Annotated in this window: 18 protein-coding genes and 1 pseudogene; 15 read left to right on the top strand and 4 right to left on the bottom strand. The window is 37.3% G+C overall.

What is annotated here, in order from left to right; genetic code table 11:
* Positions 1 to 131: 131 nt before the first annotated feature.
* Positions 132 to 815: a TerC family protein gene (locus LJY09_RS16290; protein WP_028414478.1), complete on the top strand. Its 684-nt coding sequence runs from the start codon at positions 132 to 134 to the stop codon at positions 813 to 815.
* Positions 816 to 853: 38 nt separating this feature from the next.
* Here LJY09_RS16290 and LJY09_RS16285 read toward each other — a convergent pair whose 3' ends face one another.
* Positions 854 to 1,405 carry a helix-turn-helix domain-containing protein gene (locus LJY09_RS16285; protein ID WP_028414477.1) on the bottom strand — a complete coding sequence of 184 codons (552 nt, stop codon included), beginning with the start codon at positions 1,403 to 1,405 and terminating at the stop codon, positions 854 to 856.
* Between the two features lie 95 nt (positions 1,406 to 1,500).
* On the opposite strand from LJY09_RS16285, the gene LJY09_RS16280 reads away from it, so the two are divergent.
* Entirely contained in the window at positions 1,501 to 2,226 is a 726-nt protein-coding gene (locus LJY09_RS16280; protein ID WP_028414476.1) for an AzlC family ABC transporter permease, read from the top strand.
* A complete protein-coding gene (locus LJY09_RS16275) occupies positions 2,223 to 2,552 on the top strand; it encodes an AzlD domain-containing protein (protein ID WP_028414475.1) in 330 nt (109 codons plus the stop codon). Before LJY09_RS16280 ends, LJY09_RS16275 begins: the two co-directional genes overlap by 4 nt.
* A 115-nt stretch (positions 2,553 to 2,667) precedes the next feature.
* Here LJY09_RS16275 and LJY09_RS16270 read toward each other — a convergent pair whose 3' ends face one another.
* Positions 2,668 to 3,081, bottom strand: a complete 414-nt coding sequence (locus LJY09_RS16270; RefSeq protein ID WP_028414474.1) for a DUF1259 domain-containing protein — start codon at positions 3,079 to 3,081, stop codon at positions 2,668 to 2,670.
* 114 nt (positions 3,082 to 3,195) lie between these two features.
* Positions 3,196 to 3,852: a DUF975 family protein gene (locus tag LJY09_RS16265; protein WP_028414473.1), complete on the bottom strand. Its 657-nt coding sequence runs from the start codon at positions 3,850 to 3,852 to the stop codon at positions 3,196 to 3,198.
* Positions 3,853 to 4,135: 283 nt separating this feature from the next.
* On the opposite strand from LJY09_RS16265, the gene LJY09_RS16260 reads away from it, so the two are divergent.
* From LJY09_RS16260 to LJY09_RS16235, 6 genes are all read left to right on the top strand, one after another.
* Positions 4,136 to 4,681, top strand: coding sequence for a CBO0543 family protein (locus LJY09_RS16260; RefSeq protein ID WP_155010002.1), 546 nt, complete (start codon positions 4,136 to 4,138; stop codon positions 4,679 to 4,681).
* 107 nt (positions 4,682 to 4,788) lie between these two features.
* The gene (locus tag LJY09_RS16255; protein WP_186819725.1) at positions 4,789 to 5,148 is read left to right on the top strand and encodes a nuclear transport factor 2 family protein; all 360 of its coding nucleotides are present in this window, start codon (positions 4,789 to 4,791) and stop codon (positions 5,146 to 5,148) included.
* Positions 5,149 to 5,234: 86 nt separating this feature from the next.
* Positions 5,235 to 5,795, top strand: coding sequence for a signal peptidase I (lepB, locus tag LJY09_RS16250; protein WP_028414470.1), 561 nt, complete (start codon positions 5,235 to 5,237; stop codon positions 5,793 to 5,795).
* A gap of 292 nt (positions 5,796 to 6,087) precedes the next feature.
* Positions 6,088 to 6,651: an NAD(P)H-dependent oxidoreductase gene (locus LJY09_RS16245; RefSeq protein ID WP_028414469.1), complete on the top strand. Its 564-nt coding sequence runs from the start codon at positions 6,088 to 6,090 to the stop codon at positions 6,649 to 6,651.
* A gap of 555 nt (positions 6,652 to 7,206) precedes the next feature.
* Positions 7,207 to 7,392 (top strand): hypothetical protein, encoded by a 186-nt coding sequence (locus LJY09_RS16240; protein ID WP_014459286.1) that lies wholly within the window; start codon positions 7,207 to 7,209, stop codon positions 7,390 to 7,392.
* A gap of 490 nt (positions 7,393 to 7,882) precedes the next feature.
* On the top strand, positions 7,883 to 8,047 hold the full coding sequence (locus LJY09_RS16235) for a hypothetical protein (protein ID WP_197028701.1): 165 nt from the start codon (positions 7,883 to 7,885) through the stop codon (positions 8,045 to 8,047).
* 81 nt (positions 8,048 to 8,128) lie between these two features.
* On the opposite strand, the gene LJY09_RS16230 is transcribed toward LJY09_RS16235, so the two are convergent.
* Positions 8,129 to 8,383: a hypothetical protein gene (locus LJY09_RS16230; protein WP_013057893.1), complete on the bottom strand. Its 255-nt coding sequence runs from the start codon at positions 8,381 to 8,383 to the stop codon at positions 8,129 to 8,131.
* Positions 8,384 to 8,745: 362 nt separating this feature from the next.
* Here LJY09_RS16230 and LJY09_RS16225 point away from each other — a divergent pair, with 362 nt between their 5' ends.
* The 6 genes and pseudogenes from LJY09_RS16225 to LJY09_RS16200 all read left to right on the top strand — a co-directional run.
* Positions 8,746 to 9,552 carry a cell wall hydrolase gene (locus tag LJY09_RS16225; protein ID WP_028414468.1) on the top strand — a complete coding sequence of 269 codons (807 nt, stop codon included), beginning with the start codon at positions 8,746 to 8,748 and terminating at the stop codon, positions 9,550 to 9,552.
* Between the two features lie 563 nt (positions 9,553 to 10,115).
* Positions 10,116 to 11,066, top strand: coding sequence for an ABC transporter permease (locus LJY09_RS16220; protein WP_028414467.1), 951 nt, complete (start codon positions 10,116 to 10,118; stop codon positions 11,064 to 11,066).
* Positions 11,059 to 12,006 (top strand): iron chelate uptake ABC transporter family permease subunit, encoded by a 948-nt coding sequence (locus LJY09_RS16215; protein WP_028414466.1) that lies wholly within the window; start codon positions 11,059 to 11,061, stop codon positions 12,004 to 12,006. Before LJY09_RS16220 ends, LJY09_RS16215 begins: the two co-directional genes overlap by 8 nt.
* Entirely contained in the window at positions 12,000 to 12,758 is a 759-nt protein-coding gene (locus LJY09_RS16210; RefSeq protein WP_028414465.1) for an iron ABC transporter ATP-binding protein, read from the top strand. Before LJY09_RS16215 ends, LJY09_RS16210 begins: the two co-directional genes overlap by 7 nt.
* A 23-nt stretch (positions 12,759 to 12,781) precedes the next feature.
* A complete protein-coding gene (locus LJY09_RS16205) occupies positions 12,782 to 13,738 on the top strand; it encodes a siderophore ABC transporter substrate-binding protein (protein ID WP_028414464.1) in 957 nt (318 codons plus the stop codon).
* Positions 13,739 to 13,781: 43 nt separating this feature from the next.
* Positions 13,782 to 14,048: pseudogene (locus LJY09_RS16200) on the top strand (manganese catalase family protein); the annotation flags it as partial.
* Between the last annotated feature and the right edge of the window lie 78 nt (positions 14,049 to 14,126).

The following is a 14,126-nucleotide window of genomic DNA, read 5'->3' as shown; positions in this document are numbered from 1 at the left end:
ATTATGTTGTTAGCAAGACCTTTACCGCTTATTTGGTAAGGGTCTTTTTTGTATTCAATTATAAAAAAGGAGGAAAAGGCTCGGACATTTAGAGGAGAAACGTTACATAAAAAGAGAAGGTGGAGGTAACTATGGAGGAACTAATTGGCGTATCAGTGCAAGGTTTGCTGCAAATTATTTTTCTTGATTTAATTTTAAGCGGAGATAACGCGATTGTGATTGCAATGGCGGCTCGTAACGTACCAAAAGACTTACAAAAAAGAGCGATTTTAATTGGAACAGGCGGCGCGATTGGTCTTCGATTATTATTTGCGGCTATTATTGTCCCATTATTAAAGATTCCATTAATCGGAGCGGTCGGCGGCTTGATGCTAGTCTGGATCGCGTATAAATTATTAGCCGATAATCACGAACACGGCGATAACCCTCAAGGTGGAGCAACGGTATGGAGTGCGGTTAAAACGATTATTATCGCAGATGCGGTCATGTCATTAGATAACGTATTAGCTCTAGCTGGTGTAGCTCATGAATTTGTTCCAATTATGATTGGTGTATTAATTTCAATTCCGATTATTATTTGGGGAAGCAGCTTTATTATGAAAGCAATGGAAAAATTTCCGATTATCATTTACGCTGGAGCGGCGATGCTCGCATGGTCTGCTGGAAAAATGATTGTTGAAGATAAAATTATTGGTGGATTTGTTCCAAGTACAGCTTTACATCTTGCTGTTCAAGTTATCTTAACGATTGCAGTTGTAAGTATTGGATACATGAAAAACAAAAAAATGAAAAAAGAACAAGCCCACGCAGCTTAATAAAAAAAGAGCGTACGGATGATCCGTACGCTCTTTTTTTATGATTCGGGATAGTGCATAAGTAAAAAAAAGCTTGCTTCTTCTTCAGATGAATTGATATAGCTGTGAGAGGTATTTCCTGAAAAATGCAGAGCGTCTCCTGAGACTAATTCATGTTCTTCACTTTCAAAACGAACCGTTAATTCTCCTTCTTTAATAAGTAAGTATTCATCTCCTAAGTGAGTTTTTGCTTCATGCACGCATCCGGGCTTTAATGTGACAATGTAAATTTCAAACTTTTTTTCCGGGTGATAAGGAAAAAAAGAATACACTAAGTAATCACCTTTGTTGTCCGTGATGGGATCTAGCTGTTTTATGCTTACTTTCTGCACATCCGGAGTGTCTTCTTTTATAAATACAGAAAAAGAGACTTGAAGGCCGTTCGCAATCTTCCAAAGCGTAGTAACTGTCGGACTGGATTTACCTTTTTCAATTTGTGCAAGCATTGCTTTGCTCACACCTGTTAATTCAGAAACTTGATCAAGCGTCAAATTTCGATTTTTTCGTAGTTTAACAAGATTTTTAGCAATAATATCTTGAATCGCGTCCATTGTTGTACTCCTTTAATGATTATAAAGATAGTATAACATACCGTTGTTTAATATAACGTATAGATGTATAATATAGCAGAAAAGGAGGGAGTACGGTGATCGCAGAAAAAGCAGTACAGCAGAGAGAAAAAGTGGATCTAACGTTCAGACAAGGGGCCAAGGACTGTGTCCCTACGCTACTCGGTTACATAAGCATAGGGCTTGCCGCCGGGATTGTCGGCGTGTCCTCGCATCTTTCCGTTATGGAAGTTACTTTATTATCAGCGCTCGTGTATGCCGGGGCTGCTCAGTTTATTATTTGTGCACTGATGGTTGCGAACAGTTCGATTTCAGCTATTATTCTCACAACATTCATCGTTAACTTACGACATTTTCTTTTGAGTGCTACGGTCGCGCCTAAATTCACAAAATATTCGTTATTAAAAAACGTCGGAATTGGAGCACTTCTGACGGATGAATCATTTGGAGTGTCTTCAAATAAAATTGCAAAAGGGGAGCCAATTAATGACCGCTGGATGAACGGATTAAATATAACGGCTTACGTCAGCTGGATTATCGCCTGTACGATGGGAGCCATTTTTGGGCATTTGCTATCTGACCCGGAAGCCTTTGGATTTGATTTTGCCTTAACGGCTATGTTTTTAGCTCTGCTTGTTTTACAAATCGAAAGCGTGTTACCTTCAAAACTTAATCATTATTTACGTTTAATTCTTTATATGGCGATTATTATGATTGTGCTGTCTTTTTTTGTACCTTCACATGTAGCTGTCTTAATTTCAACGATTATTGTAGCGACGATTGGGGTGGTGACGGATAAATGAGTATCCACTATTCAACACTTATCATTATTTTAGGGTGTGCCCTTGTTACCGTAGTTCCTCGTATTGTTCCGTTTTTAGTTGTGCGTAACATCGCGCTGCCAGAACCCGTATTAAAATGGCTGTCCTATATTCCTATTTGTATTTTAACAGCACTTGTTGTACAGAACTTTATCATTCAAACAAATGACAGTGTGAAAATTAACTGGCCCGTCATCATCGTAGTCATTCCGACCTTACTGATTGCGCTGAAAACAAAAAGTTTATCTCTCACCGTTATTAGCGGAGTTGGAATGATGGCGCTGCTTCGTTTGTTTTTATTTTCATAAAAGAGTGTTTTCGTTTAGTTGAAGATAAAATTGAGTCTACTCATAATATGTTCATTCATAAAAAAGAAGCATCTTTTATAGCTCTACCATGCTTTTAAAAGGTGCTTCTTTTTTATTATACGTTTGTTGAAACAGGCAAGCTGCTTAGCGTTGTAAAACAAAAAGCCATTTTTTTTGCAAAATGCAAAGGAGGCTCTACAGATTGAATATGAAGATACATAAGGACGGGTTCTGTAAAAAGCCAATGGTTATGCAAAGCGCTTACGATAAGACCTTGCCGCGCAGCAGCTTCTGTAAAACGAGGGATTTCTTCTTGTAAAATAGCAATCTCAGCCAAGTTTAACGCGTTTCCCTGCGCGTCTATCGCCTCAAATGATACGCCAACAGGAACGACAGAGCTGCTTTTCCGCCCTTGAACAGAAGCCTGAAAGCTTCTTTTAAGCGACACTGAGCATCCTGTTGGACTAACTTTGCTTTTAGCGTTTAAAATCTGGCCAAACTGCTGACATATCTCACTTGTAGTATACATATAAGCCCCTGCCTTTCTTCTATACTCTTAGTAAGCTTTATGACATAAGAGCTTCACTTATGCAAACCGTGTTCTTATAAAAAAATCCTCTTCACGATGAAGAGGATTTTTTTATTATTCAGCATGCGATGAACGTTCGTTTAACAAATTTTCATAAAAACGAGCAAGTGAAGCAGAAAGGTATGGAATAGACCATAAAAAGCCGATTCCTACTGTAATAATACTTAATAAAAACCAGCCAAGAAAGCTTAGCAGCAGCAGGAAGTACTGTCCTTTATAACCATTCATCAACCTACGGCTTTCTGTAATCGCTTGATTCATCGAGTAAGTAGGATTGTCTTTACAAATATAGTACGTTTGTGAATATGCCAGTGCTTTAATAATTCCAGGAATCAGTAAAAGCAGTGACCACAGCATCACATAAAGAGTCATAAGTACATAAATTCCTAATGACTTTACATAAAGGCCAAAGTCTTGGAATGTTTTAAACAAGTGCCCCAATCGAACAGATTCACCTCGTGCTAGACCTAAAAATGCCCAGTAGTTCGCCATCAGAAGAGGCGAGAAGACGATAGCAAAGGCAGTTGAAATCCATGAAGCGGAATCAGATTCATCTTTCATCCAATTGTCATAGCCGCCGCTTGCCACAATTTCAAATGGAATAGGCAGAAGCGTATATACTCCGTACGTCACCACCGTCAGTAGAATCGCAAGTCCCCAGCGATTCTTTAAAGAAGCTTTAGCTTCTCTTTTAATCGTACCGATGTTCATGTTGTTCCTCCTTTAATGTTGCAAAACAGTATCTTTTTGCTCGTATTAACATGTAAACCATGCACAATTGTTAATTTTGTATGAAATGAAAATAATAGTCAATAGGTTCTGAGATGAAAAGCAATGCTCCTGCGAAAAAATTTTACTAGACAGATAGAAATCGCTAAATAGGTACAATCTGTTTTTGAAGAAGGAGGAGGTGCAAAAGCACTGTGTGCGATGTTTTATTTTAGTATGAAGTGAAACCCTCATGGAAAGACTTGCTAAGATAGGAGGGATTTCTATGTTTGAAATGATTAAAATGATGCAACAAGTCTTAAACAAAAAGGAATTTTCTTATTGGGTTCATCAAGATCTTTTTAGTTTTCAATGGTGGCTCATAGTAGTGATAAATGCTCTTTTTCTGCTACTTTTTTACTTTTTTATTGATAGACAGCGTCTCTTTTTTATGCTTCTCGTTTTTTTTATCAGCTTTGACATAGTCGGTTTAGTAGATGAATTCGGGAAATTTTTTAACCTGTGGTGCTATCCTCATCAGATGCTGCCGTTTACAGATCGCTTCAATACGGTTGACTTTGCTATTATTCCGGTAAGTATCGCACTCGTCTACCAATTTTTCAGCAAATGGAAATTTTTCTTTATCGCACATATTATTACGTCTGCCGTTATTGCTTTTATAGGCATTCCGATATTCAAAGCGCTGTATTTGTACCAATTGCTGAACTGGTCGATGTTTTATTCATTTCTTACCGTATTCGTCATGGGAATTGTCGTGAAAATGATTAGCGATTGGGTTGCGGGTAAGAAGAGAGGCTATAGCGTTAGCTAAACAAACAATACTCCTGTCTATTTGAGATAGGAGTATTATTTGTTTAAGGGAAAACGGCAGTATTCCTTTATAATAAATGTAAGAAAGAATGAGAGGAGACTGTGAAAGTGGAAAAAGCGAATATCACCCTAACATTTTATGAGTTAGAATGCAGCCACTTAAAATCAGAGATACGAACCTCTGCTAAAGAGCTTTCAAACATTCTTGCAGATGATTACGTGGAGTTTGGCAGCTCGGGCAGGGTATGGAAACGAGAAGATTACAATCACAATCATGTACTTTCGCCAGATGTATTTGAGATCTCTCATTTTCATGTAGACGTATTGTCTCCTGACTGCGTATTAACTACCTATCATCTTATGAACCATACGGCAGAAAAAAAGACGCTTCGCAGTTCTATTTGGCGAAAAAGAGAAGAAAAGTGGTGCTTGTTTTTCCATCAAGGCACAGTGACAAACGGTGAGTAATAAATAAGATTATTCGGTTATTATTATACTTTCCCTCTATTTGATGCTATGATGAAAGTATATTTTGACGTAAGGGATGTTTTGAAATGAGCAAAAATAACGTAAAAAAAGAAGTGTTTTCATGGATTAAGTCCATTGTTATTGCATTGGTTATTGTAGTGGGAGTTCGCCATTTTTTATTTGCGCCAACTACGGTTCACGGTGAATCGATGTATCCAACGTTTGAAGATTCAAATCGCGTTATTTTAAATAAAATCAGTGATGTTGATCGCTTTGATATGATTGTATTTCATGCACCGGATGCAGATGAAAATTATATTAAACGTGTAATTGGACTGCCAGGAGATACGGTAGAAATGAAAAACGACGTTCTGTATATTAACGGAAAAGCTTATAAAGAGCCGTATTTAAAAGAATCTAAAAAATCTCTTGCACCTAATGAAAAATTCACGGAAGATTTTACGCTTCAAACGCTGCCCGCAACTGATGGCAAAGTGAAAGTGCCGAAAAATTCACTGTTTGTAATGGGTGACAACCGTCCTGTAAGTCATGATGGACGAGCATTTGGCTTTATTTCACAAAAATCAGTGATCGGAAAAGTGCAGTTTCGCTACTATCCGTTAAATGAAGTGGGCGAACCGAAATAAAAAAGATAGAAAGACTGACGAAATTTAATTCGTCAGTCTTTTTTTGTTGGGTGAAAAGAACTGATTTTAAAAAAACGATTTGCTTTATGCAAGTTAAACATCTTCTAAGAAATTAGTAAATTAGATCTTGTTTTTTTCTTTATTTAGGAAATCATAAGGGTGTTTAAAAAGGGACTTCTAGGTACCTATGTTACTTCAAAGTAAGAGGTAGTACTGATAGATAAGCAGTTTTTATGGGTATACAGATATATGAAGATAAAGAAGTAAGGATTTTGGAAAGGAGCAGGTCAGCATGAAAAACGTATTAATCATTAATGGACACGAGTATTATAAAAAGTCAAAAGGAGAGTTAAATCAGACGATTTTTAATGAAATGCAGCATTTACTCGCTGATCAATTTGACATTAAAACAACGGTGGTTGATAAAGACTACGAAGTAGAAGAAGAAATTGAAAAGTGGCTATGGGCTGATGTTGTGATTATGCAGACGCCTATTTACTGGTTCAGCATTCCCGGAAAGTTTAAGCAATATATTGATCGCGTGTATATGGATAACATTTTCTTTAAAGGTTCCAATCAATACGGGCGAGGCGGCTTATTAACGGGGAAAAAATACATGTTTTCTCTTACATGGAATGCGCCGGAAGCGATTTTTAACAATGACGAAGCTTTCTATGAAGGAAAAAGTTTAGACGAAGCCATTATGCATTTGCATAAAATGAATCAGTACGTCGGTATGAGTCCACTTCCAACATACTCTATTCACGATGTAGTTAAACATCCAAACATTGATCACTACAAGCATAAATTAGAAAATCACGTAGCAGAAGTATTTGGAATAGGTGAGGGACATTAAAAATCAATCTCTACAAAAAAACCGACTAAACAGTCGGTTTTTTTATTCATTATGATGCAAAAATCGTATCTCTTAATTATTGGAGCTGAGGATTCAAAGCCGATTTATATGGCAACGGTTGTAAAGAGGAACTTCCCTATATTAACGGCAAAATTGTGCGCGTAGAATGTCATGAATGCAATCGCACAATGGTATTTCAAGGTGATGTTTTGAAAGAGTTTTATAAAGAGGTTTATAAGCGTGTCTCTACGAAACCTAACCGAGTATCAAAAAAATATATAAAAGATATAAATAAATTTTTAATTGGAGTTCCTATAAGGTTAGTGAGCAAACCTTATCGTCTCATAAAAGATTTTAACGAATCCATGCGTACTATTCACCGATACAAAAAATGAACTGCTGCTCTTAAAATTTTTATATAAATGATTTCCTTGAAAATCATGTTTTAGATGTTTAAGGAAAGGGTATAGTAAATAGTTCTCCGATATGAAATGAATTATGAAGCAGTACTTACACGTATCTTTACTTTAAAGTCTAAGAAGGTGAAGGTATGGGATGGATGAACGACTAGAAAATAAACGTTGGGTTGCCTATTGCCCTGTGACGGATCGGCTCGTAAATCTAGAACTTTCTTCTATTAAAAAAGAAGGAAAGAAAGACATCATCACCAGTTGTACAGGCATTGAAGATATTTGTCATACTTGCTTTATAACAAATACCGGGGATGTATCAAAAACATAGCGCGATGTTTGTAAAAGAGATGTGAGTTAGCGCTGCCTGTTATTATGACTCATGCACAAACACCTGTAGTATTTATCTTTTTTTAAATGCTACAGGTGTTTTTTGTTTAACTGGAATCTTTTGAAAATAAGCTTGCTGAGCACTTACAGGATCTGCACATCAAGCAGCAATTTTAATTGTGAGAATGCTTTTTTAGATGTTATATAAATTTTATCAGGTATGGAGCTAGGAAAAGTAAAAACATAAAAAAGCTGCTTTATATAAAGCAGCTTTCTTACGTGACAGTTTCAAACTTCAGGGTGTGAGGTGGGATAGTTTTTGTTTACCCCCCTATATGTAAATAAAACAATCTAAATGATAATGAAGTAGAAGTTATTTATTCCATTTGTTTATAAATTGTTTAAATCCAACATGAAGCAGTTTAGCGTTGGAAAATAAGGGAAAAAGCATACTAACTTGCCTGTGTATATTTAGAAAAGGAGGGATAAAGATGTCGTTAGCTCATTTTGATGATATTTCAGAAATTTGCTATGCATGTGAAAAACAGCCTCTTGGGAAAAGACAAAAACGCATTGGCGTATGGACGGAAAAAGAAATGAGAAAGCCTGTTGAAGAGAGAATAGAAAATCAGAAGGTGGTCGCACTTTCTCGTTAATGTAAAAAAGCCTTTAGCTCATCTAAAGGCTTTTTTACGTATTGGCGTTTGGACATGTGTGAAGGGTCATAGAAGCAATCGTTATAAATCTTCTAGTCTTTGAACTTTTTTGCCTTCTATTTTATGCTGTTCCATCGTTTCTTTTAACTCTTTGTTCGCCGTTGTCATCGTTGTTTCATTTGTTACGCCCATAAATGACCAGCCATGAGATTCAAGCCAGTACTTGAATTCCCGCAAAAACTCTTCCTGCGTTCCTCCCGTATGATAAAAAGCTCCTTGAATTGTAATAGCCGGTTTTTCCGTGTTATACGTCACATACATTTTATTTGCACACATCCAAATAGACCTCCTTTATTAATAAACAAACGTAAATTGACAAAGAAGCGCTGAATCATTCCTCAATAGTTACACTATTTCTCTATTTGACTGCTGTTTTCCTTTTTATCTCTGCGATTAATCATAATTAAATCAAGTTTTTTACAGAAAGAGGAATGTAAGTAAACAGATAAAAAGCTCGTTTCGCAATGAAATCGTCATATTTCTACATATTCTTTAAGGGGCATGTAAAAGTTGTAACATAATGAATGGCACTGTAAGAAACTTAATCCAATTAGAACAAATGTTACTGTTTTTTTTAATGAAAAGGCGAATCTATGTGCTAAGGTAATAACAGGTTCAAATTTTAGGAGGTAGTTTTTGTGAGTAAAAAACGTGTAAAAAAATGGGCAGTTGCTTCTGCAGCGTCTGTAGCATTTCTAGCAAGTCAAGGAACAGCATCAGCAGCAGCTTCGCACAAAGTCGTAAAAGGAGATACCTTGTGGGGGCTTGGCCAACAAAATGGGGTTACGGTAGATGAGCTGAAAGGCGCTAATAACCGCCAAAACGACATGATTTACGTTGGAGAAACATTAACGATTCCTGACCAAGGACAAGCACAATCTGCCGCTAGTCCGGCAACATCTGTACATACAGTAGCACAAGGCGAAACGTTATATCATATTGCAACACAAAACGGCATGACTGTGGATCAGTTAAAAGCTGTTAACGGTTTACAAAGTGATATCATTACCATCGGACAAACATTAAAACTTCAAGGAGAAGCACCGGCGCCGGCACAAACTGCTCCGTCTACATCGGTTTCTGCACAAGATCAAGATTTACTAGCTAGATTAGTAGAGGCAGAAGCAAAAGGTGAGCCGTACCAAGGAAAAGTAGCGGTAGCAATTGTGGTATTAAACCGTGTAGCTTCACCGGAATTCCCAAATAGCATTCACGACGTTATTTATCAGCAGCTAGGAAACGGCGTCTATCAATTTTCACCAGTAGCAAACGGAGCAATTAATCAACCTGCATCAGAAGAATCAAAACGAGCGGTAAGCGAAGCATTATCAAACCCGCATGAAAACGATGCGCTGTTTTTCTATAATCCGAAAATCGCTGAAAGCCAATGGGTTGCAACGCAGCAAGTAACGGCAGTTATCGGAAACCATGTATTTGCAAAATAAGTAGATTTCTTTCAAATATAAACATATATTTCATATATATGTAATTGCGATACAAAGAGGCTGCGACAAAAGTATTTCGCTTAAAGTTAAATCCGAACCATTAATAATTATTAATGGTTCGGATTTTTTGTTGTTATGGTGAACGTAGATTTCATGTATGTAGTTATTTCTAGCTGGTGGTTAGAGGCGAAGACTCCTGCGAAAAAAGCGTAAGGGATGAGACCTCACGGAGCGCGAAGCCTTGCACGGAAAGCAACAGCGGTGAAAAAAGCAGTCCAGATCATTTATTCCTATTATTCGTCTTTAAATGAGGGCGAGTTAGGTATGTTTTAATCTCTTATGTATGAAGAGAGAAATAGCTCTTTTTAAGTTTAATTGAACCTTAAAATGTCTTAACAGATCCATCTGTTAAGGTATTTTTTTGCTTTAATTTTAAGAAAACCATTGATTATTTAGAGAATAATGGTATTATAGGGGTAGTCAATTGATAATGATAATCATTTACATATGATATAGAGGAGGAGATAACTAGACTTCTAGATGAAAGAAAGGAGCAAGGAAAGTTGAAGTTTTATCAGTTAATTCTTGTGTTTGCTGTACTAGCGGTTTCGTCTCTTTTTGTAGGAGTACAAGACCTGTCAGCGATGGATCTGTTTCATTTAACAAAAGAAGAAAGCCAAACGCTGTTTTTTAGTCGTTTTCCTAGGCTTTTGAGTATTATTATGGCGGGAATGAGCCTTAGTATTTGCGGGTTAATTATGCAGCAAATTACGCGAAATAAGTTTGTCTCTCCAACAACTGCAGGAACGATGGACTGGGCAAGACTTGGTGTGTTGATTTCTCTACTAGTATTTGCTTCAGCAAGTCCTCTATTAAAAATGAGCATTGCTTTCATTTTCTCACTTGCGGGCAATCTATTGTTTATGAGAATACTAGACAGAATTAAATTTAACGATACGATTTATATTCCACTAGTTGGTTTAATGCTTGGCAGTATCGTAAGTTCCCTAGCTACCTTCATCGCTTACAAATACGATTTGATTCAAAACCTTTCTTCATGGCTGCAAGGCGACTTTTCGCTAGTAGTCAAAGGGCGATATGAACTTTTATACCTGAGTATACCGCTCTTAATAATTGCTTATCTTTACGCAGATAAGTTCACGGTTGCTGGTATGGGAGAAAGCTTTTCAATCAATTTAGGCGTGAAATACAAACAAATCGTAAACATTGGATTAGTCATTGTTTCGCTTATTACGTCGATTACGATTTTGACCGTTGGCATGCTGCCTTTTTTAGGATTAATCATCCCCAATATCGTATCGATTTACCGTGGAGATCATTTGCGAAAAAGCCTGCCTCATACAGCGGTGCTTGGAGCTGTATTCGTACTTGCGTGCGATATTTTAGGCAGAGTCATTATTTTCCCTTATGAAGTTTCTATTGGGTTAATGGTCGGTGTAATAGGAAGTGCGATCTTTCTTTTTATGCTGATAAGGAGAGGTCGTTATGCATAACAAATATAAAATTATTATTCTGGCCGCGCTGGCTATTTTGTCGGCTGCGCTGTTTATCAGCTATGATTTAGGCTACTGGCAGTACACGCTGCCGCGAAGAATTGAAAAAATCGCTGCGATTGTTTTAACCGGAGGAGCAATTGCGTTTTCATCCGTTATCTTTCAAACGATTACCAATAATCGAATTCTAACTCCTAGTATTCTAGGACTGGATTCACTGTATTTATTTCTGCAAACGTTTATTGTGTACATCTTTGGCTCGACGAATATTGTCATCATGAACAAAAATCTTAACTTTCTTCTTTGCGTTTCGCTGATGATTATCTTTTCGGTCTTGCTTTACCTACTGATGTTCAAAAAAGCCGGTAAGAATATTTTCTTTATTTTACTGGTTGGAATTGTGTTCGGCACGTTATTTAAAAGCATGTCTTCATTTATGGAAATGCTGATTGATCCGAATGAATTTCAAATTGTACAAGATAAATCATTTGCAAGCTTTAACAATGTCAATACTGATTTGCTATACATAGCAGCGGTTATTTTTATCCTGCTTGGCATTTACGTATGGCGTTTTACCTCCATTTTTGATGTTCTGTCGTTAGGAAGAGAACATGCGGTAAATTTAGGTATTGATTATGACAGGCTTGTCAAAAAAATGCTGATTGTGATCGCCATTTTTGTCTCAGTGGCCACAGCTTTAGTTGGGCCGATTACCTTTCTTGGACTGCTTGTTGTGAACCTTGCGAGAGAACTGTTCAAAACGTACAAGCACACCTATCTAATGATGGGATCACTGCTGCTTAGTGTTATAGCCCTCGTCGGAGGAGAATTTATTGTTGAAAAAGTGTTCACCTTCAGCACCACGCTGAGCGTCATCATTGACTTTGCCGGCGGAATTTACTTTATTTATTTGCTGCTAAAGGAGAATAGATCATGGTAGAAGTAACAAATGTCAGTAAAAAATACGGAGAAAAAACCGTTTTAGAAAAAACATCTGTGGTGATTCCAAAAGGGAAAATCACATCATTTATCGGCCCAAACGGAGCGGGGAAAAGTACGCTGCTTTCCATTATGAGCCGTCTTATTAAAGCCGACTCAGGATCAATATCAATAGAAGGAAAAAATATAGAGAATATTGACAGCTCGGATTTAGCTAAAAAAATGAGCATTTTAAAACAGTCCAATCAGCTGAATATCAGACTTAGCGTACGTGAACTCGTAAATTTTGGCCGGTTTCCTTATTCAAAAGGCCGGTTAACAAAAAGCGATGAACAAGCGGTTGATCAGGCGCTGAGTTATATGAAGCTTGAAAGTATTCAAGATAAATACTTAGATGAACTGAGCGGAGGACAGTGTCAGCGAGCTTTTATCGCTATGGTCATCGCACAGGACACGGAGTATATCTTCTTAGATGAACCGCTCAATAACTTAGATATGAAGCATTCTGTTGAAATTATGAAGCTGTTGAAACGTCTCGTAGAAGACTTAGGCAAAACCATTGTGATTGTCATTCACGATATTAATTTTGCGTCTGTCTATTCGGATTACATCGTGGCGCTTAAAAACGGTGAAGTGATCCGTGAAGGCCCAACAGAAACCATCATTCAAACATCTGTATTAAAGGATATATACGATATGGATATTCCAATCGAAACGGTTGGCGGACAGCGTATTTGCGTTTATTTTTCATAAAATTTATTCATGAGGTGACAAAAGTGAAAAAAGTGTTAGTAATGTTTGTAGCAGTCTTAACGGCGATTGTTGTGGCCGCTTGCGGTAATCAAGGAGCAAAAGAAACAACAGGTGGAGAAAGTAAGCAAAAAGAAACGGTAACGGTAACCGATCAGTTCAATAAAGACGGAATTAAAATTGAGAAAAATCCTAAAAAAGTTGTAGTATTCAGCATGGGTGCACTTGATACGCTAGATAAACTAGGCGTTGAAGTAGCGGGCTTGCCAAAACAAGCGATTCCTGAGTATTTATCAAAGTATCAAGATGATAAGTATGCGAATGTAGGTGGCTTAAAAGAACCTGATTTCGAAAAGATTGCAGAACTAAAGCCAGACTTAATTATTATTCAAGGCCGCCAAGCAGATTCGTTTGATGAATTTTCAAAAATTGCGCCGACAATCTATATCGATACGGACAACCAGCACTATATGAAGTCATTTAAAGAAAACACAAAAGTACTAGGACAAATTTTTGATAAAGAAGATCAAGCGAAAAAAGATCTAGCAGCAATTGATAAGCAAATTGCAGATTTGAAAAAACAAGCGGACAAACTAGATAAAAAAGCGCTTGTAATGATGGCAAATGACAGCAAAATGACAGCATTTGGTCCAGGGTCTAAATACGGATTAATTCATGATGTATTTGGTATCAAAGCAGCAGACGACAGCCTAGATCCATCGGCTAAGCACGGTCAAAGCATTGCATATGAATATTTAGTTAAGCAAAACCCGGACTACTTATTCGTGGTTGACCGCGGCGCAGCAATTGGTGAAAAATCATCTGCTAAACAAATTGTTGAAAATGAGTATGTAAAAGAAGTCAATGCAGTGAAAAACAATCACGTTGTGTATCTTGATCCAGGTCTTTGGTATTTATCTGGAGGAGGCCTTGAGTCAATGGCAGGCATGATTAAAGAAATCAAAGCAGGGATAGAGAAATAATAGAGAAAAAGGAGCTGGTTTTAACCAGCTCCTTTTTTTGTGCATGGACTGGGGCAAGCTTTTCCCTGTACCAAATTATGATATTAATAAATACCCTGAATGAAGAAAATTTGTCGAGATGGGCTATCATAACACGCAATTTGATTTTAGGTCAGATCCGCACAGAATGGAAGAAATATTCCAAGGGCAGACGCCAAGCAGAAATGGCGGAGACTTGAGCGTAACGCCTCCACCGGAAGCTTTTCCCGTTCCTCACTTATCTGAAATGCCAAATGAGCACGCTCCAGGTTCAGGAGACATGAATGCATAAAAGTATGCCAATTAGCTTTAATGAATTAGAGCTAAAGTAAATAAAAAAACATTGACTGAGAGCTAGTAGTCAATGTTT

Origin of the sequence: Priestia sp. J2 (assembly GCF_020790095.1) — a bacterium.
In the GTDB taxonomy this organism is placed as follows: domain Bacteria; phylum Bacillota; class Bacilli; order Bacillales; family Bacillaceae_H; genus Priestia; species Priestia zanthoxyli.
The sequence above is the reverse complement of the archived record's forward strand: the minus strand, read 5'-3'. Positions and strand labels throughout refer to the sequence as shown.

Bases quoted from the DNA above. Each gene is read 5' to 3' on its own strand.
- LJY09_RS16290 (WP_028414478.1), top strand. From the start codon at position 132: ATGGAGGAACTAATTGGCGTATCAGTGCAAGGTTTGCTGCAAATTATT.
- LJY09_RS16285 (WP_028414477.1), bottom strand. From the start codon at position 1,405: ATGGACGCGATTCAAGATATTATTGCTAAAAATCTTGTTAAACTACGA.
- LJY09_RS16275 (WP_028414475.1), top strand. From the start codon at position 2,223: ATGAGTATCCACTATTCAACACTTATCATTATTTTAGGGTGTGCCCTT.
- LJY09_RS16270 (WP_028414474.1), bottom strand. From the start codon at position 3,081: ATGTATACTACAAGTGAGATATGTCAGCAGTTTGGCCAGATTTTAAAC.
- LJY09_RS16265 (WP_028414473.1), bottom strand. From the start codon at position 3,852: ATGAACATCGGTACGATTAAAAGAGAAGCTAAAGCTTCTTTAAAGAAT.
- LJY09_RS16260 (WP_155010002.1), top strand. From the start codon at position 4,136: ATGTTTGAAATGATTAAAATGATGCAACAAGTCTTAAACAAAAAGGAA.
- lepB (WP_028414470.1), top strand. From the start codon at position 5,235: ATGAGCAAAAATAACGTAAAAAAAGAAGTGTTTTCATGGATTAAGTCC.
- LJY09_RS16245 (WP_028414469.1), top strand. From the start codon at position 6,088: ATGAAAAACGTATTAATCATTAATGGACACGAGTATTATAAAAAGTCA.
- LJY09_RS16240 (WP_014459286.1), top strand. From the start codon at position 7,207: ATGGATGAACGACTAGAAAATAAACGTTGGGTTGCCTATTGCCCTGTG.
- LJY09_RS16235 (WP_197028701.1), top strand. From the start codon at position 7,883: ATGTCGTTAGCTCATTTTGATGATATTTCAGAAATTTGCTATGCATGT.
- LJY09_RS16230 (WP_013057893.1), bottom strand. From the start codon at position 8,383: ATGTGTGCAAATAAAATGTATGTGACGTATAACACGGAAAAACCGGCT.
- LJY09_RS16215 (WP_028414466.1), top strand. From the start codon at position 11,059: ATGCATAACAAATATAAAATTATTATTCTGGCCGCGCTGGCTATTTTG.
- LJY09_RS16210 (WP_028414465.1), top strand. From the start codon at position 12,000: ATGGTAGAAGTAACAAATGTCAGTAAAAAATACGGAGAAAAAACCGTT.